Origin of the sequence: Paenibacillus sp. FSL L8-0435, from assembly GCF_037965655.1 — a bacterium.
Taxonomy (GTDB): Bacteria; Bacillota; Bacilli; order Paenibacillales; family Paenibacillaceae; genus Paenibacillus.
In genome coordinates this window covers 3,129,162-3,152,702 of record NZ_CP150185.1, presented here as the reverse complement: position 1 = coordinate 3,152,702, position 23,541 = coordinate 3,129,162, and the positions used below count along the sequence as shown (strand labels likewise).

21 protein-coding genes are annotated in these 23,541 nt (G+C 42.3%); 1 reads left to right on the top strand and 20 read right to left on the bottom strand.

What is annotated here, in order from left to right; all coding sequences use genetic code 11:
* The first annotated feature begins 98 nt into the window (after window positions 1-98).
* On the top strand, window positions 99-1,604 hold the full coding sequence (locus tag NST33_RS13745; protein WP_339308305.1) for an MFS transporter: 1,506 nt from the start codon (window positions 99-101) through the stop codon (window positions 1,602-1,604).
* A 157-nt stretch (window positions 1,605-1,761) separates the two neighbouring features.
* On the opposite strand, the gene NST33_RS13740 is transcribed toward NST33_RS13745, so the two are convergent.
* The 20 genes from NST33_RS13740 to NST33_RS13645 form a co-directional block, all read right to left on the bottom strand.
* A complete protein-coding gene (locus tag NST33_RS13740; RefSeq protein ID WP_339308303.1) occupies window positions 1,762-2,145 on the bottom strand; it encodes a hypothetical protein in 384 nt (127 codons plus the stop codon).
* Window positions 2,146-2,283: 138 nt separating this feature from the next.
* Entirely contained in the window at window positions 2,284-2,889 is a 606-nt protein-coding gene (locus NST33_RS13735) for a pentapeptide repeat-containing protein (protein ID WP_339308301.1), read from the bottom strand.
* Window positions 2,890-3,142: 253 nt separating this feature from the next.
* On the bottom strand, window positions 3,143-3,751 hold the full coding sequence (locus tag NST33_RS13730; RefSeq protein WP_339308299.1) for an N-acetyltransferase: 609 nt from the start codon (window positions 3,749-3,751) through the stop codon (window positions 3,143-3,145).
* A 32-nt stretch (window positions 3,752-3,783) separates the two neighbouring features.
* Window positions 3,784-4,146, bottom strand: a complete 363-nt coding sequence (locus NST33_RS13725; RefSeq protein WP_339308297.1) for an Asp23/Gls24 family envelope stress response protein — start codon at window positions 4,144-4,146, stop codon at window positions 3,784-3,786.
* Between the two features lie 164 nt (window positions 4,147-4,310).
* Window positions 4,311-4,784: a hypothetical protein gene (locus NST33_RS13720; RefSeq protein ID WP_339308295.1), complete on the bottom strand. Its 474-nt coding sequence runs from the start codon at window positions 4,782-4,784 to the stop codon at window positions 4,311-4,313.
* Window positions 4,781-6,250: a S9 family peptidase gene (locus tag NST33_RS13715; RefSeq protein ID WP_339308293.1), complete on the bottom strand. Its 1,470-nt coding sequence runs from the start codon at window positions 6,248-6,250 to the stop codon at window positions 4,781-4,783. Before NST33_RS13715 ends, NST33_RS13720 begins: the two co-directional genes overlap by 4 nt.
* Before the next feature lie 108 nt (window positions 6,251-6,358).
* The gene (locus tag NST33_RS13710) at window positions 6,359-6,799 is read right to left on the bottom strand and encodes a hypothetical protein (RefSeq protein ID WP_339308291.1); all 441 of its coding nucleotides are present in this window, start codon (window positions 6,797-6,799) and stop codon (window positions 6,359-6,361) included.
* Window positions 6,800-6,820: 21 nt separating this feature from the next.
* Complete coding sequence (locus NST33_RS13705) at window positions 6,821-7,750, bottom strand: ABC transporter permease (protein ID WP_339308289.1); 930 nt, start codon at window positions 7,748-7,750, stop codon at window positions 6,821-6,823.
* A gap of 16 nt (window positions 7,751-7,766) precedes the next feature.
* A complete protein-coding gene (locus NST33_RS13700) occupies window positions 7,767-8,684 on the bottom strand; it encodes an ABC transporter permease (protein ID WP_017688654.1) in 918 nt (305 codons plus the stop codon).
* Window positions 8,685-8,785: 101 nt separating this feature from the next.
* The gene (locus tag NST33_RS13695) at window positions 8,786-10,351 is read right to left on the bottom strand and encodes an ABC transporter substrate-binding protein (protein WP_339308287.1); all 1,566 of its coding nucleotides are present in this window, start codon (window positions 10,349-10,351) and stop codon (window positions 8,786-8,788) included.
* Window positions 10,348-11,559 (bottom strand): M20 family metallopeptidase, encoded by a 1,212-nt coding sequence (locus tag NST33_RS13690; protein ID WP_339184831.1) that lies wholly within the window; start codon window positions 11,557-11,559, stop codon window positions 10,348-10,350. The genes NST33_RS13695 and NST33_RS13690 overlap by 4 nt, the downstream gene beginning before the upstream one ends.
* A complete protein-coding gene (locus NST33_RS13685; RefSeq protein WP_221819480.1) occupies window positions 11,556-12,308 on the bottom strand; it encodes a FadR/GntR family transcriptional regulator in 753 nt (250 codons plus the stop codon). Before NST33_RS13685 ends, NST33_RS13690 begins: the two co-directional genes overlap by 4 nt.
* A 213-nt stretch (window positions 12,309-12,521) precedes the next feature.
* Window positions 12,522-13,235, bottom strand: coding sequence for a glycosyltransferase family A protein (locus NST33_RS13680; protein WP_221819481.1), 714 nt, complete (start codon window positions 13,233-13,235; stop codon window positions 12,522-12,524).
* Between the two features lie 152 nt (window positions 13,236-13,387).
* Window positions 13,388-14,485: a Gfo/Idh/MocA family oxidoreductase gene (locus NST33_RS13675; RefSeq protein ID WP_221819482.1), complete on the bottom strand. Its 1,098-nt coding sequence runs from the start codon at window positions 14,483-14,485 to the stop codon at window positions 13,388-13,390.
* A gap of 12 nt (window positions 14,486-14,497) precedes the next feature.
* Window positions 14,498-15,421: an AraC family transcriptional regulator gene (locus NST33_RS13670; RefSeq protein ID WP_260632632.1), complete on the bottom strand. Its 924-nt coding sequence runs from the start codon at window positions 15,419-15,421 to the stop codon at window positions 14,498-14,500.
* Window positions 15,422-15,445: 24 nt separating this feature from the next.
* The gene (locus tag NST33_RS13665) at window positions 15,446-16,450 is read right to left on the bottom strand and encodes a Gfo/Idh/MocA family oxidoreductase (RefSeq protein WP_339308284.1); all 1,005 of its coding nucleotides are present in this window, start codon (window positions 16,448-16,450) and stop codon (window positions 15,446-15,448) included.
* A 266-nt stretch (window positions 16,451-16,716) separates the two neighbouring features.
* Window positions 16,717-17,172 carry a DUF5412 family protein gene (locus NST33_RS13660; protein ID WP_339308282.1) on the bottom strand — a complete coding sequence of 152 codons (456 nt, stop codon included), beginning with the start codon at window positions 17,170-17,172 and terminating at the stop codon, window positions 16,717-16,719.
* A gap of 167 nt (window positions 17,173-17,339) precedes the next feature.
* Window positions 17,340-17,789 (bottom strand): restriction endonuclease, encoded by a 450-nt coding sequence (locus NST33_RS13655; protein WP_339308280.1) that lies wholly within the window; start codon window positions 17,787-17,789, stop codon window positions 17,340-17,342.
* 742 nt (window positions 17,790-18,531) lie between these two features.
* Window positions 18,532-22,602: an NACHT domain-containing protein gene (locus NST33_RS13650; RefSeq protein WP_339308278.1), complete on the bottom strand. Its 4,071-nt coding sequence runs from the start codon at window positions 22,600-22,602 to the stop codon at window positions 18,532-18,534.
* A 703-nt stretch (window positions 22,603-23,305) separates the two neighbouring features.
* On the bottom strand, window positions 23,306-23,506 hold the full coding sequence (locus NST33_RS13645) for an AAA family ATPase (protein ID WP_339308276.1): 201 nt from the start codon (window positions 23,504-23,506) through the stop codon (window positions 23,306-23,308).
* Window positions 23,507-23,541: the final 35 nt, after the last annotated feature.

Below are 23,541 nucleotides of genomic sequence, written 5' to 3'. Positions count from 1 at the left end.
ATATACATGCATTATAGTCTGTAAAGAAAAATTTGACTATAGGGTTACCCGATAGTTTAGTCTTAAATTGTAAGTTATTCATATCGCCGGAGGGAAACATGTCAAAATTCAAACGTTGGATGATTCTAGTTATTGTCTCAAGTGCACTATTACTCATTGTGATGGATATGACCATCCTGTACACCGCTTTACCCAGCTTGACCCATGATCTCGGTGCATCAGCTTCGGAGAAATTATGGATTCTGAACGGTTACTCCCTTGTCATGGCGGGTCTGCTTCCTGCAATGGGAACACTCGGAGACCGTCTTGGTCATAAAAAAATATTTACCCTGGGCTTGCTCGTCTTTTCTGCTGCTTCTCTTGCCGCTGCCTTTTCTCCAGTACCGGCTATGCTGGTCATGAGCAGAATTCTTCTTGCCGTAGGTGCATCCATGATGATGCCAGCGACATTGTCGATTATCAGAGTTACGTTTACGAATGAGCGAGAACTCGCACTGGCAATCGGCATCTGGGGTTCCATTGCATCAGGCGGTGCTGGACTAGGACCGATTGTTGGTGGACTGCTTCTTCAACATTTCTGGTGGGGTTCTGTGTTTCTGATTAACCTGCCCATAGCCATTATCGCGTTTGTATTCGCCTTGAAAATGATCCCTAAACATCAAGGGGATACCTCGAAAAAGTGGGACTTCACCAGTTCTATTCAGATCATGATTGCCATGGTCGGAATTATCTATTCCATTAAGGAATTCACAAGACGCGAAGGATCTCTCACACTCGCTATCATTGCTGCTGTGATCGGTGTTCTGGCCCTGATCATTTTTATTCGCCGTCAGAATAACAGTCCCAATCCGCTACTGGATCTATCCTTATTCAAAATCCCAAGATTCAGCACCGGCTTTATTACCGCACTGGTTGGCTTGTTTGCACAAATGGGTGTGCAATATATGGTCACTCAGCGGCTTCAACTGGTGGAAGGCATGTCACCTCTTCAGGCTGGACTATTCACCGTATCCATACCTGTTGCAGCACTCATCGCCGGACCTGTTACGGGGGCCATTATGCACCGTGTGGATGTTGTATATATCAAAAGCTTCACTCTTTTCATCGCTGCCCTTGGCATGGGAACGTATCTGATGTATTTCAATGCTGGGTTCACCGGACAAATTCTCGGTTTGGCACTGCTTGGTGCAGGTCTTGGATCAGGGATGACCGCTGCATCACATTCCATTATGAGTTATGCCCCACCACACAAAGCGGGTATGGCCGCTTCCATTGAGGAAGTAGGTTATGAGCTGGGCGGGGCATCCGGTATTGCAATCATCGGCAGCATGTCGACCCTTTTCTACACACTCGCTATGAAGATCCCTGTGGGAATTAGTGTGCCAGCCAATGCGAAAGACAGTCTGGATGAAGCACTTATCGCTGCCGAAAGATTGCCTGCTGCGTCTGCTGAATCGCTCAAAAATGCCGCCTTTGCTGCATTTGACCAATCCTTCTTTGTTGTCATTGCAGGTGTGACCGTATTTCTGTTCATTGCTGCTCTGATCATGAGCTGGGTTGCTGTGCGGTTGAAAAGAGCCCACAAGCACAGCGTTAAAACGTAATGAAATTCACTTCATGAAGAAAAGCGAGGTATATACGAAATATGTCAAAAGAAGAGGATTAACTCAATTAAATTAACGTTAAAAACCACTACCTGATTTGTTTCAGGTAATGGTTTTTGATATGCCTGATAACCGAAGCTTACCACCCTGCGGCACCTCACGGAAGGTAGGCATCCTGTACCTCAACTTTTCGTTCATTCCCCATCGCAATGTATCTTACGTTAATGACATTTCCTTTCTGAAAGTGGGGAATATGTGTGATTGGAATATAAGTCTCTACAATTGTTGGGAAGGTGCGGCCGTCAACTTGGGTTACAGTTAAATCCAATCGCACGCCAGGCCTTCCATCCATACTGGATGAAGTCTGTACAATATCATGAATTATTGCTTCTGCTGGAATTCCGTCCATCAAGATGCTCTTGCGAAGGTGATGTTGCTCTTTATTGTTACGTAGCAGTCTAAATGCCATAATCGTAGTGATCGTGCCGGTTATAAGCCCAATGACAATAATAGCAACAATAAAAATTAATGTGACTGTCATGATAACCTCCTTTTAGTTGAAACTTATGTTAACTACTTCTTGTTTAGATCTCTTATTCCTGCCAATTTGTTTGAATTGGGAAAGCTTTAACGTCAAAAAAGCCGCCTCAAGGGCGGCTTGCTGCTGTGTATGTTCAACTCAATCTACTTTCGCACCATACGAGCGTACAAACAGAACAGCTTGTTCGCGATCCAAACGTACGCCTTTGATATCCAGTGATTTCAGATCGATTCCTTCCAGGTTAGCCCCTCTAAGATCGGCCCCTTGCAGCTTGGCTCTGCTTAATACAACTCTGGTAAGATCACAATCTCTCAAATCCGCTTTGGTGAAATCCGTGTCCGTAAAGTCAGCCTCAAAGAAACGAATTCCTCGCAGATCCTGTTTCCCCAAACGTGTATGTCTCAGATTGGTATAGGACCAATCGCCGTGACTTAGGGTGATGCCATCCATTTGCACACCTGAAAAGTCTGAGCCTGTCATCTTGCAGGAGCTGAATTTGGAAGCAAAGAGATTCGCACCACCGAAGGTGCAGTTTTCAAAAGCCGATTCCGTATGAATCGAACCATTCATGGAAGCCCCTTTGAAGTCACACTCGATAAAACGACAGTTACTCGTTTCAATTTCTTCCATAGAAGCGTTCATAAATGTACACTGTTTGAAAACACAGCTTATGAGTTCTCCATAGCGCAGATCACGTCCCTCAAAATGTACTGCTTCATATTCCTGATCCTTATATTGATACACTGGTTACACCCCACATTGTATATTTCTCCGTCTTTCTTCATTAAAAGAACTTTTTATACTATACCACACTCCTGTCAAGTACCTGCTTAATCACACACAATAGTCAAGTTACTTTTTTTATGAGAAAAATCTGAAAACTAAAAAAAGGGACACATAAAGCGCCCCTCCAGCTCACACTTTTAACCGTTCCAATGTGGGCATATATATGTGAAACTCTTCAGTTAGCTGCTTTTTCTATTCGTATCTGAAAACATTACACCAGTTTTTTGGACATTCTGTACAGGGATAACGAAGGTTTATTGATTTCCCCTACTCTCTGGTATCCCAAACGCTCGTAGAGTTTAATAGCTAGTATATTTTCCTTTTTAACCGTAAGTGAAGATTTGGACAGACCTTGTGTTATAGCTTGCTCCTCAGCAAATTGAATGAGTTGTGTCCCTACACCAAGTCCTCTGCTTTCAGGCAAGGTAGCTAATGTTCCAATGTGGTACTCGTCGTTCTCCGCTTCTTTTAATGTCACCATGGAGTAGAACTCTTTCCAGTGTTGGAGATTATACTTGATCAGGCTCCATTTACGAAGTTCAAACAGCTTGGAGAACGTTGGTAAAGCAAGTTTGTTCATGATAGTGGTCGGATAACATACGATCATGCCCAGCGTTTGGTTACCCATTTTAGCTTCATAAGCATATTGGTGACTGAATCGGTTCTGATTCGAACGCCATAACTTGTTAAATGTTTTCTCTATAATGCCTTTATCCTTGGTACCTGCAAGCGAATAGGCCATATATTCAAGTGCCATCTGATTTAGCTGCCCGCCGACTAATGATTGTGGACTGGCTTTTGTTATGGAAATCTTATTCATCGCTGTCACTCCTCTAGGTAGCTGAAATTGAATTAAAGCTGGGCAGCAGGTTGGTTGAATGATAACCCCTCAACGATCACATTCACCGTATCAATGGTTAATCCGGTCAGCTGTTCCACATGCAATCTCACATTGTCTTGCAATTCCCTGCAGACTTCATGCACTTTCGTTCCATAACACACGACAACCTTTACGTTTATCTCCAGTCTTGATTCTACCTTGCGGATAGCTATGCCATTTTGCAGACTTTTCCCGCTCCACTTTTTGGTGATGCCTTCTACAAGTCCTGTCGACATGGAGGAAATCTCACTGGTAGTATTTGCAATCTTGCCGACAATTTTGGAGATCACATCATCCGATATTTGAATTTTTCCCAAAACATTTTGAATGGACATCCTAGGTCCCCCTCTTTGCGCCCGTATTTTTGATAGATAATATTATCATTTAATACAAATATAAATCATACGAAGTCCGATTTCAACTTTTGAATTCAGTCATCCACATTTCTACCTGTACATAGCAAAAAAACCGCGATCATCGCGGCTTCTTCTGGTCCATATTAAGGGAATTTTAATTGAATACGGACAGGAATGCAGGAAGATAACTCCCTATCTGTTCTGCCCTCTTCTGCTTGCTCTGTTTCTGCTTGCACGAGCCATTGCCTGCCAATTAACGTTTGTAGCAATTCAATCTCTTCTACGGTCAGTTGAATATGCTTCAGTGACAGTTCATCTTGAACGTAATCCCGATCCACCTTACGGTCAAACCGGAAATCGAGCAATCGCTTCAACCCGTTAATATGCAAAAACTTGAACTCATAACCTTGACGTATCGCCTTTTCCCAATCGTCTCCGATATCAGCTGCTGTCTGTAGTCTTTCATCAAAATCCATCGTGGATTCCTTAACCAGAGGCAACAACCGGGAATAGTCTTGACGTTGCAAACATTCAATAATCACTTCTTTTGATTCCCCGCTTGTCAGAACATTTTCTACAAGGAGGCCTACAGGAATGGACAGCTGAGTCTGACTCATTGCTCGCCCTCCTCATTCCCGAGGTACTGATTGAACCAGGCATTCACCTGTTCGAAGCTATCAATCCGAAGTGAAGGTTTACCGCTTTTCAGCAAACTGTGGTTGGAACCCGGGTAACGAATCAGTTTGGTCTTTTTGCCGTATCGTTTTAGCGTAGTATATAATTCCTCCGCTTGCGCAATCGGTGTCCGATAGTCCTGCTCTCCGTGCATGATCAGAAGTGGCGTCTCAATGTGATGTGCATGGGCAAGAGGTGAACGGGACCACAGGAATTCAGCGTTTTCCGCCGGATTACCTCCAATGACTCCCTCAACATAGGAAATTCCGATATCACTCGTTCCATACATGGACAACCAGTTGGAGATACAACGCTGGGTTACGGCCGCCTTGAAACGGTGGGTATGCGCTACAATCCAGTTGGTCATCACTCCGCCATAACTGCCACCCGCCACACCCAGACGTGATGCATCAAGGAAATCGTATGTAGCCAGGGCATAATCAACAGCTTCCATCAGATCCCGGTAATCCCCTCCGGCAAAGTCACCACGGCAAGCTCTGGCAAACTCCTGACCGTATCCCATACTTCCGCGAGGATTGATCCACAGCACAGCGTACCCTTGCGCAACGAGTGTCTGCATTTCATGACTGTATGTACCCGTATACATCGCGTGCGGTCCACCATGAATCTGCAAAATCAATGGCAATTTCCCATTGGAGTCACGTATTGCCGGTGTGGCTAACCAACCTTGAAGCGGCCATCCATCAGAGGACTTAAACTCTACACGGACTGGCACATTTACAGCCAATTCAGCCATGAATTCATCATTTCGCCGGGTGAGTCTGAACATTTCACCACTGTCGATATCCACGCGATATAACTCTCCAGGGTGTTCAGCAGTCAACGCAGCGATTACCAGCGATGAACCATCTGGTGTTAAGGTATACTGATACACATCCTTCTCACCATCGCCCGTAACGGATTTACACTCTCCATTATCTTGAATGCGATACACGTCCACATCCCCGTTATGCGTTCCGAGTACATATACACCACGTTCTGGATGATGGGCATCCGAGATTGGAGAAGGAGACGCACCTGCTGACTTCATATCACCAAGCGCCGCGTTACCCAGCTGCATATCTACTTGAGGTGCGATTGGCCTGGGTATACCTCGATGAACGGGGACAGCGTATAAGCTGTTGTGGCTCCCACTTCCATACTCACGATCACTGGCGATCAGGATCAGCTGCTGCCCGTCGGGCGAATAGGAGAACTGGCTTATCGCCAGACTGGAATCCGTCACTTTGAAGAGATCACGCTCTCCCAATCGAACGCTGTATATATCCGTAAAGTACAGTAGATCTGCATCAAGTTCCTCATCCTCTACTTGCTTCGAAATGAAAGAAAGCTGCTTGCTATCTGGCGACCATGCTGGAGCACTGATATTCCATAGCCCGGAAGTCACCTGCGTGATCTCCCCGCTTTTACTCTCATATACAAACAACTGGCTGTATAGACCATCCCACCAGCCAGCACCTTCCGCCTTCGGCGTTGTACGCTCAAAGACTTTACCTCACAGTGCAGGTGCAGGCTCCTGTTGGACGTCAGCTTTCTTCTGTTGGTCCTCCGGTTGTACTTTGCTGGTAAACGCAATGTACTGCCCGTTCGGAGACCAGATATAACTCAATATTTTACGTGCGGGAGATATCAGCATGACTGGCTCTTTTTGATCTGAATGGAGCGTCCATAGTCCTTTGCCCCCATCCACTGAGCGAATGAATGTGAGTTGTGTGCCATCCGGCGACCAAGCAGGTGAGGAATCCTTTGTTCCATCCGAAAGTGCAATATCTTTATCACCATCGAGCGAAATTCCTCGAATTTGTGTGTTATATTCGTTTTTATCCTGATCTATGGTCTGTTCCACATAAGCTACTTGTCCGTTAGGACTGATCACCGGCTGACTGATCCAACGGTAGTGACTCAGATCCTCCGGCATAATTGGTCTTTGATTCATATTGATAGCTCCCTTCTCCGTTTATTTATGGGTTGTCTCCGTACGTGGATCAAGCACATCACGCAGCCAATCTCCAAGGAAAATAACACCGAGTACGGTAAATGTAATGGCTAGCCCCGGGAATGTAGCAACCCACCAGCTTGTAGCAACATATTGTCTGCCATCACTGAGCATCCCTCCCCAGGACACATCGGGTGGTTTGATACCCAGACCCAGAAAACTGAGTGAAGCTTCCATAATAATCGTTGTGCCGACATTCATACCACAGATGACGATAAAGGATGAAAGGATATTCGGCAGAATGTGTTTGAGAATCAATCTTCCATTTTTCGCGCCAATTGATCTGGCCGCATGAACAAAATCCCGCTCCTTGATACTGAGAACCTCACTTCTTACCACACGGGTGAATGGAACCCAATTCGTTACACCGATGACAAAGATCAGCGTTGTAATACCCGGACCAACAATCGCCATCACAACAAGCATGAACAGAATGGTTGGAATGGCCATGAATGCATCACCTACACGCATGATGACAGCATCCAGCCATTTCCCATAGAATCCGGATACCAGCCCCAGAATCGCGCCAATGATTCCTGATACAATCACGGCACCCATCCCCACGATTAAGGAAACTCGAGCACCATATACAATTCGACTCCACATGTCTCTGCCGAGATTATCGGTACCCAGCCAGTATTCGGCCGTTCCGCCCTCAAGCCATGCTGGTGGTTTAAGTCGGCCCAGCGGATTCACCGCTGCCGGATCATGACTCGTCAATAGAGGTGCACCTATGGCAATTAACACAACCAACAATACAAGCACAGCACCAAACATTCCGGTCTTGCTGATGATCAGTTGTTGCCAGATATAACGAAATCCCGTTGGTGCACGCCCATTGTCTTGTTCCTCTTCTGTACCCGGAATTGGCATTTCATTGCTGCCTGTCATATGATTGCACCTCCTTCTAGTCGTATTTGATGCGCGGATCAAGTAGCCTGTAAGCTACATCCGTCAAGATGTTGATTACCACAACGATAAAGGCAATGACAAACACCGCTGCCTGTACAATCGCCATATCATGGGTGTTGACTGCAACGACCAGCAATTGCCCCAGTCCAGGCCAGGAGAATACCGTTTCCGTAATCAAAGTCCCCCCGATCAGACTTGTAAACTGCAAACTCATAATTGTCACGACTGGAATCAGTCCATTCCGAAATGCATGTTTCACAATGACAACCATTCGGCCAAGCCCCTTGCTGCGGGCTGTTCGGATATAGTCCTGATTCAGAATCTCCAGCATGCTGGAGCGAATCAGCCGGGTCATCTGCGCAGCCAGTCCAACGCCAAGTGTAAATGCCGGCAAGATCAGATGTGACAATCCTCCGCGGCCGGATACTGGCAATACACCCAGCATGACGGAGAACAAGAGGATAAGCATAATCCCCATCCAGAAGTTTGGCATCGCCTTACCAATAACGGATATTCCTGAAATAATAAGATCGGTAAATGTATTGCGTTTCACAGCTGAAATGACACCAAGTGGAACAGCCATTAGCACGGCAAAAAACATAGCCGCTACCGCCAGTTCAAAGCTGGCAGGCAACCTCTCCAGCACAAGCTCCAATGCAGGCTGATTGTAGCGAAAAGATTGACCAAAGTCTCCCTGTATTGCACTGCCCAGAAACTTCACGTATTGCGTATATAAAGGCTGGTCCAAACCAAGTGCCTGTGTCAAAACAGCACGATCTTCAGCGGTAGCCGTTTCAGGCAACATTAGCGCAACCGGATCACCGGTGACTCGAACCAAAATGAACACAATTAATGAAACAATGAACAGTACCGGAATGATCTGCAGTAATGACTTAAGTACGTATTTGCCCATTCCTTGTTCACCTCCCTTATTAAAAAGAACGGCAGGAACATGGTTATCCAGTCCCTGCCGTTCACGGCCTATCTTTTCAATGACCGGTGTTATACCCGATGTTACTGTGCAACAGGTGTAATCTCGTCAGCATAGAACATCTCGTCACTGCGCGGCGCGAAGTTCACTTTATCATTTGTTCCGTATACACCTTCCATTTGGTACAGATATACGGCTGGACGCTCTTCAGAGAAAATCTGTTGTACTTGCTGATACTCTTTCTCACGAGACGCAGGGTCCATGTTCACCAATGCAGATTGAAGCAGTTTCTCTACTTCAGGATTGTTGTAATCCGACTCACCTTTCGCTTCTTCCAACATATAACGATTGTAGTTATTCGAAGCATCGAACAAGGAGTTACCAATACCAATCATGAAGATTTCTTTGAATGATTTGGAGCTGTAACGTTCACTGAATGCACTTGCTTCCAGGACATCCAGGTTGATTTTGAATCCGGCTTGTTCCAGCATCGCTGCGACAACTTCAGCCTGTTCTTTGTACTGTGCGGAAACGGAGATGGTCATCTCAGCTTCACCTTCCGCATAGCCAGCTTCTTGCAGGAGTTGTTTGGCTTTTTCCTGGTCATAGAGTGACGCTTTGTACAATGAAGGATCAGCACCGAAGTTGCCTGGTGTTACGGATGTGCGGGTTACGATACCTGCTCCGCCGGCAATGCTATCCACAATGCCTTGTTTGTCGATAGCCAGGTCAATGGCTTCACGTACTTTTGGATCAGCTGTGATACTGCCTTCTGTCTGACGGAAGATCAACTGAAGCACACGTTGGATTGGCGCTTTGACAATCTTCTTATCTGCTTCGCCTTCGATCCGTGCAATGTCAGTGGATGGAATGGAAGACGCAACATCTACACCACCAGCAAGCAATTCGGATACACGAGTGGACGCTTCAGGAATAACGCGGAATACCACTTCATTCCATTTTGGTTCACCGTCGAAGTAGTTCTCGTTTTTCACAAGTTCCACACGATCATCTTTGGTCCATTTACTGAACTTGTAAGGGCCTGTGCCTACCGGTTGTTTCAGGAAAGCATCGAATCCTTTATCTGCAATATATTTTGCTGGCAGAATGCCTGCTCCCATTTTGGACAGACGATTCAGGAGCAACGGATCTGGACCATCCGTGATGATGTCTACGGTATAGTCATCCACCACTTTAACTTCTACGATATTTTTGAAATAACTGTTTTGTTTCAGTGTCTCGTCCTTGGCTACGCGCTCCAGCGTGTATTTTACATCTGCTGAAGTGAATGGATCGCCATTGTGGAAGGTAACACCTTCACGCAGCTTAAATCTCCACGTTGTATCATCAACCTGATCCCATGATGTCGCAAGTCCCGCAACTTTTTTCTGTTCACTGTCATTTTTGATCAGATAATCAAAAACGTTGACCAGAACCGCCTCACTGGAAGTGTTGTTGTTATTGTGCGGATCGAAACTCTCAATATCGGTTGCCGCAGCAACGGTCAGTGTTGTACTTGCGCTTCCACTGCCCGTTCCTTCTGTTGCGGAACCATCATTTGTGCTTGTCGATTTTCCTCCGCAAGCGCTGAGTACCATTACGACTGCCAGTAACGTGATCCACAAGCCTGTCCATTGTCTTTTTTTCATTGTGATTGCTCCCCCTCAGAAGATGTATTCCGTGCCAAAAATTCAAGTGCTACTGCAGACAACATGCCAACACCATAAGGCATCGCTGTCTCATCAAGATCAAACATGGGATGGTGGAGTGGATAGCGAGTACGTTCCTCATCATTCCCAGATCCTAGTCTGAAAAACACACCCGGAACCTGTTCACAATAAAAAGCGAAATCCTCGCCCCCTGTGGAGGGTTTGATATAAGTCCATCCCTTCTCCGCATTAACCTGATCACAAGTCTCTGTTAGCAGGTCAACCATGCCGAGATCATTCACAACAACAGGGTAACCATCGCCGTAAATTACCTCGCATCCTGCGCCGAAAGAATCGCAGACCCCTTTAACAACTTGCTCGATCAAAGCTGGCATCCGCTCACGAATGGCAGGTGAGAGTGTACGAACCGTACCGATCATCTCCACTTCGGGGGCGATGGCTGTTCCCATATAACCTCCCGTGATTTTGCCAATCGTGACTACTGCCGGTTCAAGTGGATCAACCATCCGACTGACGATATTTTGCAATGCGGTGATGACCTGAGCGGATACCGCGATCGCATCAATACCCTCATGCGGACGAGCTGCATGCCCACCCTTGCCAAACACCTTGATAATCAAGGGATCAGCTGACGCAAACGCAACGCCTTGACTTACACCCAAGGTTCCCGTGTTCTGTCCAGGTGTCATGTGTAATCCTGCGATGGCATCAACCTTCGGATTCTCCAGAACACCGTCCTCGATCATGGCTCTTGCACCTGCAAGTCCCTCTTCGGCTGGCTGGAAAATAAATTTGATGTTGCCTGATTTCGGTCTTCCAAGACCAGTAAGCAGTTGGGCGGCTCCCATCAGGATGGAGGTGTGAGCGTCATGTCCACACAGATGCGCTTTGCCTTCCACTTGCGAGCGGTATTCCACCGCTTTCTGATCCTGGATTGGCAGAGCATCCATGTCTGCGCGCAAGGCAAAGGTTGGTCCATCGGTCTCTCCGCGAAGCAGGCCTGTAACCCCGGTTTTTCCGACATTGCGTGTAACTTCGAGTCCCAGGCTTTCCAGATGCTCGGCTACGATAGCGGATGTGCGATGTTCCTCATAACCGATCTCCGGATGCTGATGTAAATCTCTGCGCCAAGCGCTTAACTGGGCTTGCAGTGGCTGAGCCAGCTGTATTAGTTCTGAACGATTCATTTGCTGTCATTCCCTTCATTTTCTTCCGATTCAGAAACCAAACGGGCATAGATCGCGTCAGCCGAGAATTCGATATGCCTTTTCATCGTCTCCTTGGACTTGATGCTATCATGGGCTTTCAATGCTTCAAGAATCTCCATATGTACACCGTGGTTGACGGAACGTATCCGGTCATCATAAGGCATCAAGTCGAGCGCCGGATTAATTTTGGTCCGGATCTGTCTGACGGCTCTCTCACAGTATGGATTCCCCGAAGCCTTGGCGATGGTCAGATGAAATTTCACATCCAGCGCCCTGAACCATTCCCTTGTGCAGTCTGGCTCTATACTTTGTTCCATGTAATTCTCAAGCAGCTCCAGTTCGCCTGCGGTGATCCGCTCAGCAGCGAGAAAAGCTCCCTCTGGCTCGATGATGGTTCGAAATTCAAACACCTTCAGCATCTGTGACCAATCCCGTTTAATTTCTTCTCTCGTGCGCTTATGCGAATTGGCTGTCAGAGGCAGTACAAATGTTCCGCCTTTGGCACCCACCCTTTTCTCAATCAAGCCTTTCTCTTCCAGTGAAGAGAGTGCCTCACGAACGGTAATGCGGCTTACGTTAAAAATCTCTGCCAGATCTCGCTCGGCTGGAAGCTGTTCTTCACTCATTAATTCTTTCAGAATAATGGCTTCTTCCAGTTGTTCCCTAATGAATTCACTAACCTTTTTGGTAGATACTTTCTCAAAACGAAATGAAAACGTACTGGACATCTAAACACTCCGATCTGTATATGGTCTAGACCTTATACCATTAATATAATTCCGACTAAACTTATATGCAATACTTTTTTTCAAGTAAATTCATATTTTTTTCTCACCACCACCAAATTGAAGCATTTTGGCACAAAAAAGACGCATCTACACGCAGCAGATGCATCTTCGCTTTCGTTATTTGACGACACACATGGGCACTACGATTACAGACTATAACTTTTTATTAGCATAGGGTCTGAAATCCTCTGTAACCGCAAGTTTTTTGCTTCCCTCCAGGTAAAAGCTGTCATCCGCTCTCCAGGTATGACTTTTTTTGTTCTGTCTGCGGTGATAGACATAATTGTAAGGAGAGGTCGCGTACGCTTTGAATCCTCTTTTCCTGCATTGTCTCAGGAAGGTCACATCTTCCCCTATTGAACGGTCCGTGAAGCGGACTTTTTTCAAGATCTCTCTTTTGAATAAAATAGTGCCCCCTTGAACAAATTCAACCGGTTTATTTTTTTCAGCTGGAGATCTGACCAACAGTGTCTTGGACGCACCCAAGTAGACCAGGCACGAATGTTTGCCAACAATATCACTTTTGGTCCGTCTCAGTTCTCTCACCTGTTCTGTTAAATAATACGGCGAGTAGTAGTCATCATCATCAAATTTGGCAATCAACGAAAAACGAGCCCTCGTCATGCCGGCGTTCAGGCTTTGTCCTAGGGAAATGCTCTCAGGAACTTGATATACATGAACATTCGCATATTTTCGAACCCGGTTTTGGTATAATGCCAGATTCATACTGTCATGATTCAGGACAATGATCAATTCTTTGCTTTTATAAAGCTGCCGACTGTAATTTTGCAGGATGTTATCAAAAAATTGCGGCCGATTGGTACATACAACAATGGAAACACCATGACCCGTTTTGTGTTTAGTCAAGACATACCCTCTTTTCAGCTCATTTTTCTCTCATCATATGTGCCGAAATAGAGTCTGGTATGGACCAATAGCTAGTAACCAAAACACCAAAAACCCTCTGTCCCCAAATAACAGGACAAAGGGTTCTGTAATCTAATTGTTTTATGTCTGTTCTATGCTTCGCTACCGTTATTCAAGTATACAGCCTTGCCTGTGCGAGCAGATTCATAGAGAGCTTCCAGGATCTGAGATACAACCAGCGCTTGTTTCGGTGTAACGACTGGCTCCTGGTCCTTCTCAATCGCTTCAATCCACTTTCTCATCTCAACATCCGGTGCGCTCTCACTCTTACCATCGTAGAAAGCTACCCCGCCTGCACTCAGTTCAATCTCATTGGTGTATAGACGGCTGAATTTCTCACCATTGATGCGCAGCCCGTTCTTCATATCCGCACCCGCTTCGCTACCGCTCAAGCTACATTTTGCCTCATCCACATCCAGTGAGTTCAGTGCCCAACTGGATTCCAGCATGATCGTTGCTCCATTTTCCATCACAATCATACCAAAGGCTGAGTCTTCTACGGAAAATTGTTTTGGGTCCCACGGGCCCCAGGCATTGGCCGCATTTTCACGTTGTGAAAGCTCATGATAGGTCGTACCAAGCACAACTTTTGGTTGATAGTTATCCATCATCCAGAGCGTCAGATCAAGTGCGTGCGTACCAATATCAATCAGCGGACCGCCACCTTGCTTCTCTTCATCCAGGAAAACACCCCATGTTGGTACTGCTCTACGTCTAATTGCATGTGCTTTGGCAAAATAAATATTACCCAGGTCACCTGCTTCGCACACCTTCTTCAAATACTGACTGTCTTCTCTGAAACGGTTGTTGTATCCGATGGTCAGTTTCTTGCCGGTACGTTCTGCCGCTTCGAGCATGAGTTGTGCTTCAGCAGATGTCTTCGCCATCGGCTTTTCACACATGACATGTTTCCCCGCCTCCAGAGCAGCAATAGAAATCTCGGCATGAGAAATATTCGGCGTAAGCACATGCACAATATCCAAAGACTCATCCTTAAGCAATTCCTGATAATCCGTGTAGACTTCAGCATCAGTAGAGCCATATTTCTGTTTGGCATCATCTGCACGTTCCTGAACGATATCGCAGAAAGCCACCAGTTCAACATTATCCAGTTTACTCAGACTCGGCAGATGTTTGCCATTCGCGATTCCACCACAGCCAATAATTCCGATACGATATACTTTACTCATATATATTCACCCTCACTTAAGTATTGGTTGTTTCATTTTGCGAAAAGCCGACGGGGTCATCCCCAGACGTTTGCGAAATACAGCATGCAAATAGTTGGCATTATTGAAGCCTGAAGCAAGAGCGATCTGTTCAATGGATACGTTACTTTCCTCCAGATTGCGGCACACGGCGCGCAGACGAATATCCTCCAGTACACGGCTGAACGGCATCTCCGGCTGTACCTGGTAGAAGATTCGCTGCAATTGTCTGCTGCTAATATGAAGTTTCTCAGCTACATGCTCCAGCGTGACCACTGTAGGGTGATTCGCCTCCATATACTGCACTGCATACTCATAGCGATACACCGACATATCCCGCACAGGGGCTTCCGGTCGATTCCCCCCGGTGTCGTATGCTCGCACGGTTTTGAGTAATATGCTGATAACCAGTTGCTTGATCGACGTATAATAACCTAACAATTTCTGATCACATGCCTCGTAGGCTTCCAAAAAACAATGCATTGCCCGATGATAATCATTCACTGGAGTAAGCGGAAGCGTTCTCAGCTTTTCCATCGTTTCCTCAGATTCTGCTGCTTCCCAGGGATCAACATGCTCTCTTGGCTTGTGAACGATATCCACATGAAGACATAATTCATCCATGTCCTCTTTGGCATCAGCCTCCTGATAATGAAGTACACCCGGTCCAGTCAAATAAAGCATACCTTCCGAGAGTGCATGTGTCTGATCATCGAGAATAACTTTACCTTTACCTCTTGGGATAAAATGAAACTCAAACTCTGCATGATTATGGAAATCCACAACTCGGCCCGCTGGAAAAGAAGTCAGATGAAATCGCATCACGCGAATCTCATAATGTCCCCAAACCATTGAAATATCCAGTCTCTCCAGGAGATCCTGCCGTTCAAGCATTTTCTCATAAGGATACAGGCTCAAGATTGCATACCTCCTTAATAAAACCTAACCCTTCAACTCATTCAGAGTGATTCTGCGCCCTTCTTTGGCAGAGAGATTCGCTGCTTCCATCAACCGGGTCAGCTCCATAGCAATCTGCACGTTTTCGGTTGCATCCGTATCATTCTGTATATGTGCAACCCATTGATTGAATGCGCTTTCTCTTTGGTCTGCCAAAGGAAGCTCAGTCCACTCTTGATACTGTCCCTCTGCTGCTTTCGTGCGAATCAATAACTTTTCTTCGGGTGTTCCGTACAGAAGCGTACCTTCCGTACCATGAACCTCAATCGTAAATGGAGAATGGCTGTTCACAAAACCAGCTTCAACAACGCCGACTGCTCCAGAATCCGTAAACAAGGTTGCGACTGCATTATCTTCCACTTCTTTGCCTGTAATATATCCGAAGTTCGCGTTAACCGCTGTTACTTCCTGACCCAGAAACAATTTGGCGAGATACATGGGATGGCAGCCCAGATCAATCAACGCACCGCCCTGACAATCCTTCAGGTCATAGAAGTGTTCAGGCAACCAGTTCGAAATTGCTCCATCATGTGATAAACGCGCTCTAACATAAGTTATTTTACCAAGTAATCCTTGGTTAAGTACATCCTGAATCGTTAACGTATACCCTGCATTCAGACGTGGTAAGGAAACTGTCATCTTGACGTTGTTTGCCTTTACCGCATTAAGGATTCTGTTGGATTCCGCCTGTGTTGATGCAATAACCTTCTCCGTGAAGATGTGTTTACCTGCTTTTGCAGCAGCGGTGATCACCTCTTCATGGATGCGGGTTGGCGCATCTACAATAACGGCTTCGATGTCATCCTTGGACAGCATATCTTCGAGTGAAGCATAGAATGGTACGTTTAAACGTTCAGCCGCTTCCTGCCCCCGCTTGGCATCGTCATCCCAAACAGCTGCGATGACTGTATCCTCATGTTCCTGTGCCTGCTTGATGTAATCCCATGCGTGAACATGCCACAAGCTAATTTTCCCAATTCGAATGGTCAATGTGTCTTACCTCCATACTATATAATATTCTGACATTTATCTATAAGTTATCACAGACTTAATCTATTTTTAATAGAAACTCACGACAATAAATGTATAAAATCACGACATGTTTAACTTCTTCTATTCATTCATATAAAACCTCAAAGGATTCCTGATGATGATCACTTTCTCTTCTATCCATCTTTTTCTCGAAACGCAAAAAAAGCGAAACTCCGTAAAGGAATTTCACTTTAGCTATCAGTTAAGAAAAAAATCTTATAAAATTAAGGGCTACGGCGTACAGTTTCACCATTTAATAAATTAACTTTTTGATCATTAATTGAAATTGTATGGTTATCAACCCATTCCAAGTCTACCTGATCCGTCTTTCCCTCATAATAAAATACTCTTTTAAACCAAAGTGGGCCTTTTAATTCCCCCATAACACCAAACGATCCCATGGCTCCAGCGTCAGTTTTATAGAAACTTATAGTATAGTGCTTATCTGGTGAATGTGTAGTCGTAAGTAATTGTTTGTACCCAGAAAATATCGATGTAAATGACAAAGCACCCAAAAGGATGAAGATCAATGCTAAGGATAGAACCGTTGAGATCCAACTTCTTACCTTCGTAGACTTGTTCAAATTTTCTTTGAAACCAAGTATAGCTATAGCTAATACTAAAATAGAAAGAATTAGAATTACATAGTTGGGAGGACTAACTAACCATTTATTATTCATATGAGAATATAGTGAGTACATCGAAATAAAGTACAAAATTAGGACTAAAAATAAAGAAATCCAGCTCATTTTTTTCACTAAAATTGAACCCCCTCTTCCCACTTAGGTTATGTATGAACAGTCAACGGAATCAATCATTTTTCTACTGAATACTATGCTATCTGTTTTCACTTACTCATCACTTTTTTTACATACTTTTCTGCCTTGTAATCTTTTCGAACCTCATGTAGCGTATTGCTATTGGCTTCCGACCAGGATTCAAGTATCATCCTCGGTTCCGCTTCAATGAAGTCACGCGCCTCAATCATATCACCGCCTCTAAAAGCCTCAATCACATGAATCAAGTCAGTTCGATCAATCAACTTTACAAAGTTAATACCAGCTAATGTCTCACACGACTCTGTGAAATGGGATGAAGTAATTACGATTGCTTTTTTAGCCTTGTAATATCTCATGCAAGAAAACACCTCTTGCACAGCGCTGATGCCGACTGGATACTCTATTGAGTATCGCTTTGCTTGGATGACATTTCTAACACCTTCCCGATCAGTGAAAACTACGTCAGCACCAAAATCGCGACTTCCTAACGTTTTATAGACCCCTAAATGAAACCTCATAGCAAAAATAGTTTTTCATGTTTATTAACGATCTGTAGGATACCATACATTGTTTCTTCTAGTATTTCATCAATAGCTTGCTTCTTTCTATCAAAGAGGCTATTTCAAACCACACACTCCTATGGAGTGCGACCACTGTTCAACCGATCCGTGATCCGGCGATGATCATCTCAATCCACGCACTCATTTGAAGTGCAACACCGTATTCTAACGTAACAACTATAATACATATCCAGTAAATCATTTTTCTTCGTCTTTCTCAAATTATAAATACTTTAAAAAGGCAATATGTTCTTGTCCCTCAACCACAATCGTACACATACTAATTTTGGTCGATATTTTTCATTTCCCTTTATCTAAACAAAAACCACCTTACGGTGGCTTTCTGATTTCAAGTTTAAATTGAGCCCAGCTCTACGTATACAATCCGGCGTAACTTCTGGTCGGCATCGACCAAGTAGTGGCATGCGGCTGAAGGTACAGTATTTCTCCCCTCATCTATCCCAGCAAATTTACTGGAGAAGGGTGAAGCATAAGCTTATTCTTCTCGGTTTAATCAATATGACAAGATTATGACCAAAATTTCAATGACTTTATTCTTGTCTATCGACAAAAATGTAGTTTTTGTTGGTATTTTCTATGAATATAGATTTCCGCCCTTTTTCATAACCTATTTGATAAGAAAAGTAAATAACAGTAACAACAAAGAGAAGGAGTAATGATATTTTAATGATAGATCTCATTATTGTATACGTCCTTTGTAACGCCTCCACAACATATGCAATGTACGTTGATCTTCTATAGTTAATAAATTATTAGCTGATCTTGTATCTTGGAACTTTTCCATTATTTCTTCCAAGTAATTTTCAACATCAACAATACGTGGTCCATAACTATCTACTAATTCAACAAATCTGATTTTTGCTGACAAACCGTGTTGGTTTTCTAACATATAATTAGTTACGAATTTGATTAACTTTTCGTGTATTGGTAACACTCTACAATGAATGAAGACAAAATCTAACAATGCTAGAGTAACTTCATAATTGTGTTTCTTGATAAAGGTAGTTTGCTCAAAAACTCGATTAATAAGATCTTCTACCCAAATTACATTAGCATCGAGAACTATTAAACTTTCTAAAGCTTTTATTTGCGATAATTGTATGTGTATATTTGTGCTCTTATCCAGATTAAATTTTACCTTTTCCACGATATATTTCATAAATTCTTCTCTTGGCTCACAATAAATAATGAGTTCAACAAGTAAAACTTCGTAATGTGGACTCCACTTACGATGTATATCAGTCATAAAATCATCAAAAAGCATGAAGGCCAGTTTATCTGATGCGTAAGGTACTCGCAACTCTATAGTGTATTGAAACAATCTCAGTGCATATTTTGGGTTAATTTTATTACTCATAATGGCTCGTTGGAAAAATTCCTCCAACAAATTAAGATCACTCGACATCTCGCTTCTGATGCGAGAAGCCAATTTTAAATATCGTAACACCTCAGCATGTGAAAAGAAATTAACACGCTCAACACTTCCAAGTAAGTGATTAATAATTTCTCGAACGAAGGGTCTATTAGGACTAAAATGATCAGCTAAGACTTCAGTAATAAGCAACAGCTCGGAATAATTATTATATCTACGAAGATACTCATTCATTAATTCCTCGTAATAACGAGATTTCAAATTATATTTTTTTTCAAGAAGACTTCTCAAGATAGAAGAATTCAGATTTATTGCGAGATGGTTCTTAGACTCGGGGGTTAGCAATATTTCATTAATGCGCTCATCCCAATCGGCACTAACTAACATTTTAGCAAATAGATTACTATAAACCAGTTCATTTGAACTCTTATCGACAAGTACGAATATCAAATCTATTAAGGGCAAAATACCATGATTATGTTTTAATTCCTCAAACTTGTGATATATTACTTCCAATCCATGTTGTAGAAGCTGAGGCTCCTTATGAATTATAAGTTTCAACTCATAAAAATCGATTTTTTCAACCTGATGTAAACTTAGCAACATATTATAATTATTTCCTGCTACTTTGGAGTAATTACTAAAAAAATGCTCAACCGAACTTCTATTTTTAACTAAATACAGACTACCGTTCGAATGATCAACATTGATCCACTCAAGTAACTTTGCAACTGAAATATTATTGCCTGAGGTATTCCAAAGTTCAACCATTGTTCTCCATAACAGTGCATTTTGACTTCTAGGAAGTTCTCCCTGAGTTGATCGAACTTTGCTTAATTTTGACTCATTTTGTTCTGTACTCGTGCTAGCGATTGTTTCACCAAGCTCAAATTCCATCTTATCTCCCTCATTTAGTGATACAAGTAATAATACTAAGTTCTGAGAGTAAATTGATAAATGTTCCAATACAGTTAGTGGGTTAATGCCAACATTAATTTCATTTACGGGAAATGGCATTTGATTTTTACTACTAATGGTCAACTCAAGTTCTGAATAAATACTTGATACCAGAGCTTCTCTATTTAATCTAATAACATTTTTACTATGTTCAAAAAGAAATGAAACAATTTTAGGATGTTTGTTGAGCCAATTATATCCAAAACAGAATCTGAAGGTACCTTCTTTATTTAGTTTTCGGAAACTTCTATCTACTCTACTATTTGCAACACGAAGTAAAAAATCTGCAGCCAAAAATTCTCCAAATGTTTTGTGTAAAAACTCAAAATTGTATACTTTCTCTCCAGCTTCTTTTGTTGCCTTATTCTCATGTATAAAAAAGAATCCACTAAATACTTTCTTTCCATCAATATTCTCAGCATTAAGTTCAAACTGTTCAATCTCATTAGTTAGATCCATCTCATTGTGGTTAGTGCTATCGCGTAAAAACATCATAAGTGAGATAAGACCCAACCTTAATCGGTAGAGCATTATTTCGCGATCTCGTTGTATTTCGTTTAAATTACTAAAGTTTTTTTCTTTCCTTAATTGTCTAATTGTGAATTTTTGGAATAACTTATCATATAGCTTTGATTGATTGAAATCATCTTTATTCACTTCCATTTGAAGTTCGGCATTCTCAAAATCATATACTGCGAGTAACAACAATAATAAGGGTTCTTTAGAAAGATCGATGATATGATTATTGTCAGGTATCCGAAATGGTTGAAAGTCTGACTTTGTCTGTAGTTTGTTCCATCCCTCAATCCACTGATTTATTCTTTTGTCATCAAATTGTTCTAACTTAATGATAGTAGTGTTTCTAGGTATGGTAATATCTTTCATAATCGACAAACGACTTGTTATAATTACTCTAAGTGATATCTCTTGCACATATGCTTGCTTTTGAAGATCTCTGATTGCACTCAGGTAACCATTAAGCATAGTAGGTGAGGCTTGCAGCAGTTCGTCAAATCCGTCCATTATTAGTACTGGTATCCTTTTATCACATTCTTTAACCCATGAAAACCAATCTACTTCTGGACGTCCTGGTAATGACAAACTTAGACCTTGGTTAATATGATCTACCACATGACTATTGCTACTAGCCACATCTCTCAGCTTGACAAAAAATGGAACGAAATCGTGGCTCTCACATAACCTAGCTGCAAAAATCTGGCTAAGCATTGATTTACCTGCACCTGGGTTTCCTAGTATTAAGAGAGGTTTAGTAGCATTATTAGGATCTAACAAAGATTTTATTAATTGCCCTCCTACATCCTCGCCATTTATAATACCTTTATCAGGTTTATCCCAAAAATCAGGCAAAAGAAAGTCATATGCAAACTTCTCTTCAGAATAAGTTAATAATTTGTAACTCTGAGGGATATACATATTCTCATTAGTAGAGAAATTAATGCCTTCTGATTCTTCACTATCATCAAGAATAGGTTTATATAAGTAGTCAACTAAAACTCGATGATGCATATGAATATGATTTAATCTATCAGTACTTTTTTCGTTGACAAGAGGAGTTATATGGCGATTTACAAAAGTCTCTTTGGTGATAACTTTCTTTAAGCCTACATCTCCTAGATAATAATCATTCTGCAATGTCACTATTTGATCAAATAAAGGTTGAAACCTTTTATTAACTTCATCAGCTACCTCCCCAACTAGTTTCGGAAGATAATTCAATAACTGATCCTGTCGTTTCATGTCTATCCATAAGGCGAATTCAGGGAAATCAACAATTAAATTTACAATGTATGCATTATATATCATTTTTGTTTTATCGATACACTCATGTACTAAGGTTCTTAAATAATCTTTATTGCAATCACCTACATATTCTTCAATAGTATTTTTCACTGTATTAAATAATTTACTAACGTAAGAATGCATTTCCGTTAGATCTCTAAAATTAGGTATCCCTAACGTAGATTTTTCTAAACATTGCTGCCGCATTTCTTGTAAATTTTCCAAATGCTCTTCTTCAAGTTCATAGTTAACAAGCAACTCTTCCAAATATGGGAAGAGTCCCTCCTTTAAAGCATCTCTAGCGGCTAAGTTTAATACAAGAATATTAATTATGCTTAGCTTTTCGTCTCTCTGACGTGCTGAAAGCCCCCTACCTTTATCTGGATAATTAAACTTATCATGCAATGATTTAAAAAGGTTGCCCGGCTTAAATGCTGTAAGAGTGGCACCTGTAGCAAGAGTTGCAATCATAGAAAGTGGAGCAGGTGCAATCAATATGGCTGCAATTGTTCCTGCTGTAACAAAGAATCCTGCATATTTATTAATAGTTACACTTATATCTTCATGTTCCCTATCTTTTAGCATCTCTACTACATCCGAAAGTGATTTTTGTGAACTCATACTATGTCTCCTAACATTATTAATTATGTTTGTACTTTACTACGTTTTTATTTTTGTTTTATAACCCAAAAAACTAAATGACCATCCCCCCGGTCGAGCAAGGGAAGCGGACACAGCTTAATTTTTTCTTCTTTGTATTGTCTACTTGACAGGGTTCTACCAAATAGCAGCTTGCTTATAATTTGACCATATTCATGATCTCGACATGCGCCGATAAGAAATAGTCATTCTATGCAATAAAAGTCTGTAGTGGATTTCTCTAGTGCATAGATATCAATACCTGACTGTTCTTATCCTACTCGCCATAATTTAGAATTGGTAAGGATTAGTTTAAACACAATTCCTCAAAATTCTCCCAAATAATCTCTAAAAAAATTGTTTAATTTTTGTTTTTACTTGTAGCTCTATTAACGTGTGGGTGTATTTATTTGATAGAATATTTTTAATTAGTTGATCCAATAATTTCAACTTTTTCTATCTCCATAGAATAAGCTTCTTCAGTCGATCATCTATTGAACCAGATAATAATGTGTCTTCTTTTCAACGAATATAACTACTTTATTTCGACGTTTTCCAACTACCAATGACTAAGGGAGTATGCTGTCTGAACACTTTGGTCGTTTGCTTATCGATCCAACGAGGAATCAATCACTGATTATATATGCTAATTACGCCTATTTGTATTCTGGGTGGATTTGCTTGCCTAAAGAGAGGTATTTTTATTGAAATCGTAAATTTCTAATCTCTTTTTACCATTGGAATTTAAAATTAAAGCTAATGCATTAATTAGGTTGGTCTTTCCTGCGTTATTATGACCAATTATCACATTAAGACCATCGTTAAACGTGACTTCCTTTTCTCTGAAATTTCTGTATTTTTCAATTTCAACTTTATAAATATACATATGTACCCCCAATTCTTGCTTATATATTATTTTTG

Coding starts and splice junctions, on each gene's coding strand:
- NST33_RS13745 (WP_339308305.1), top strand. CDS start 99: ATGTCAAAATTCAAACGTTGGATGATTCTAGTTATTGTCTCAAGTGCA.
- NST33_RS13740 (WP_339308303.1), bottom strand. CDS start 2,145: ATGACAGTCACATTAATTTTTATTGTTGCTATTATTGTCATTGGGCTT.
- NST33_RS13730 (WP_339308299.1), bottom strand. CDS start 3,751: ATGAATAAGATTTCCATAACAAAAGCCAGTCCACAATCATTAGTCGGC.
- NST33_RS13725 (WP_339308297.1), bottom strand. CDS start 4,146: ATGTCCATTCAAAATGTTTTGGGAAAAATTCAAATATCGGATGATGTG.
- NST33_RS13720 (WP_339308295.1), bottom strand. CDS start 4,784: ATGAGTCAGACTCAGCTGTCCATTCCTGTAGGCCTCCTTGTAGAAAAT.
- NST33_RS13710 (WP_339308291.1), bottom strand. CDS start 6,799: ATGAATCAAAGACCAATTATGCCGGAGGATCTGAGTCACTACCGTTGG.
- NST33_RS13705 (WP_339308289.1), bottom strand. CDS start 7,750: ATGACAGGCAGCAATGAAATGCCAATTCCGGGTACAGAAGAGGAACAA.
- NST33_RS13700 (WP_017688654.1), bottom strand. CDS start 8,684: ATGGGCAAATACGTACTTAAGTCATTACTGCAGATCATTCCGGTACTG.
- NST33_RS13695 (WP_339308287.1), bottom strand. CDS start 10,351: ATGAAAAAAAGACAATGGACAGGCTTGTGGATCACGTTACTGGCAGTC.
- NST33_RS13690 (WP_339184831.1), bottom strand. CDS start 11,559: ATGAATCGTTCAGAACTAATACAGCTGGCTCAGCCACTGCAAGCCCAG.
- NST33_RS13685 (WP_221819480.1), bottom strand. CDS start 12,308: ATGTCCAGTACGTTTTCATTTCGTTTTGAGAAAGTATCTACCAAAAAG.
- NST33_RS13675 (WP_221819482.1), bottom strand. CDS start 14,485: ATGAGTAAAGTATATCGTATCGGAATTATTGGCTGTGGTGGAATCGCG.
- NST33_RS13660 (WP_339308282.1), bottom strand. CDS start 17,172: ATGAATAATAAATGGTTAGTTAGTCCTCCCAACTATGTAATTCTAATT.
- NST33_RS13655 (WP_339308280.1), bottom strand. CDS start 17,789: ATGAGGTTTCATTTAGGGGTCTATAAAACGTTAGGAAGTCGCGATTTT.
- NST33_RS13650 (WP_339308278.1), bottom strand. CDS start 22,602: ATGAGTTCACAAAAATCACTTTCGGATGTAGTAGAGATGCTAAAAGAT.
- NST33_RS13645 (WP_339308276.1), bottom strand. CDS start 23,506: ATGTATATTTATAAAGTTGAAATTGAAAAATACAGAAATTTCAGAGAA.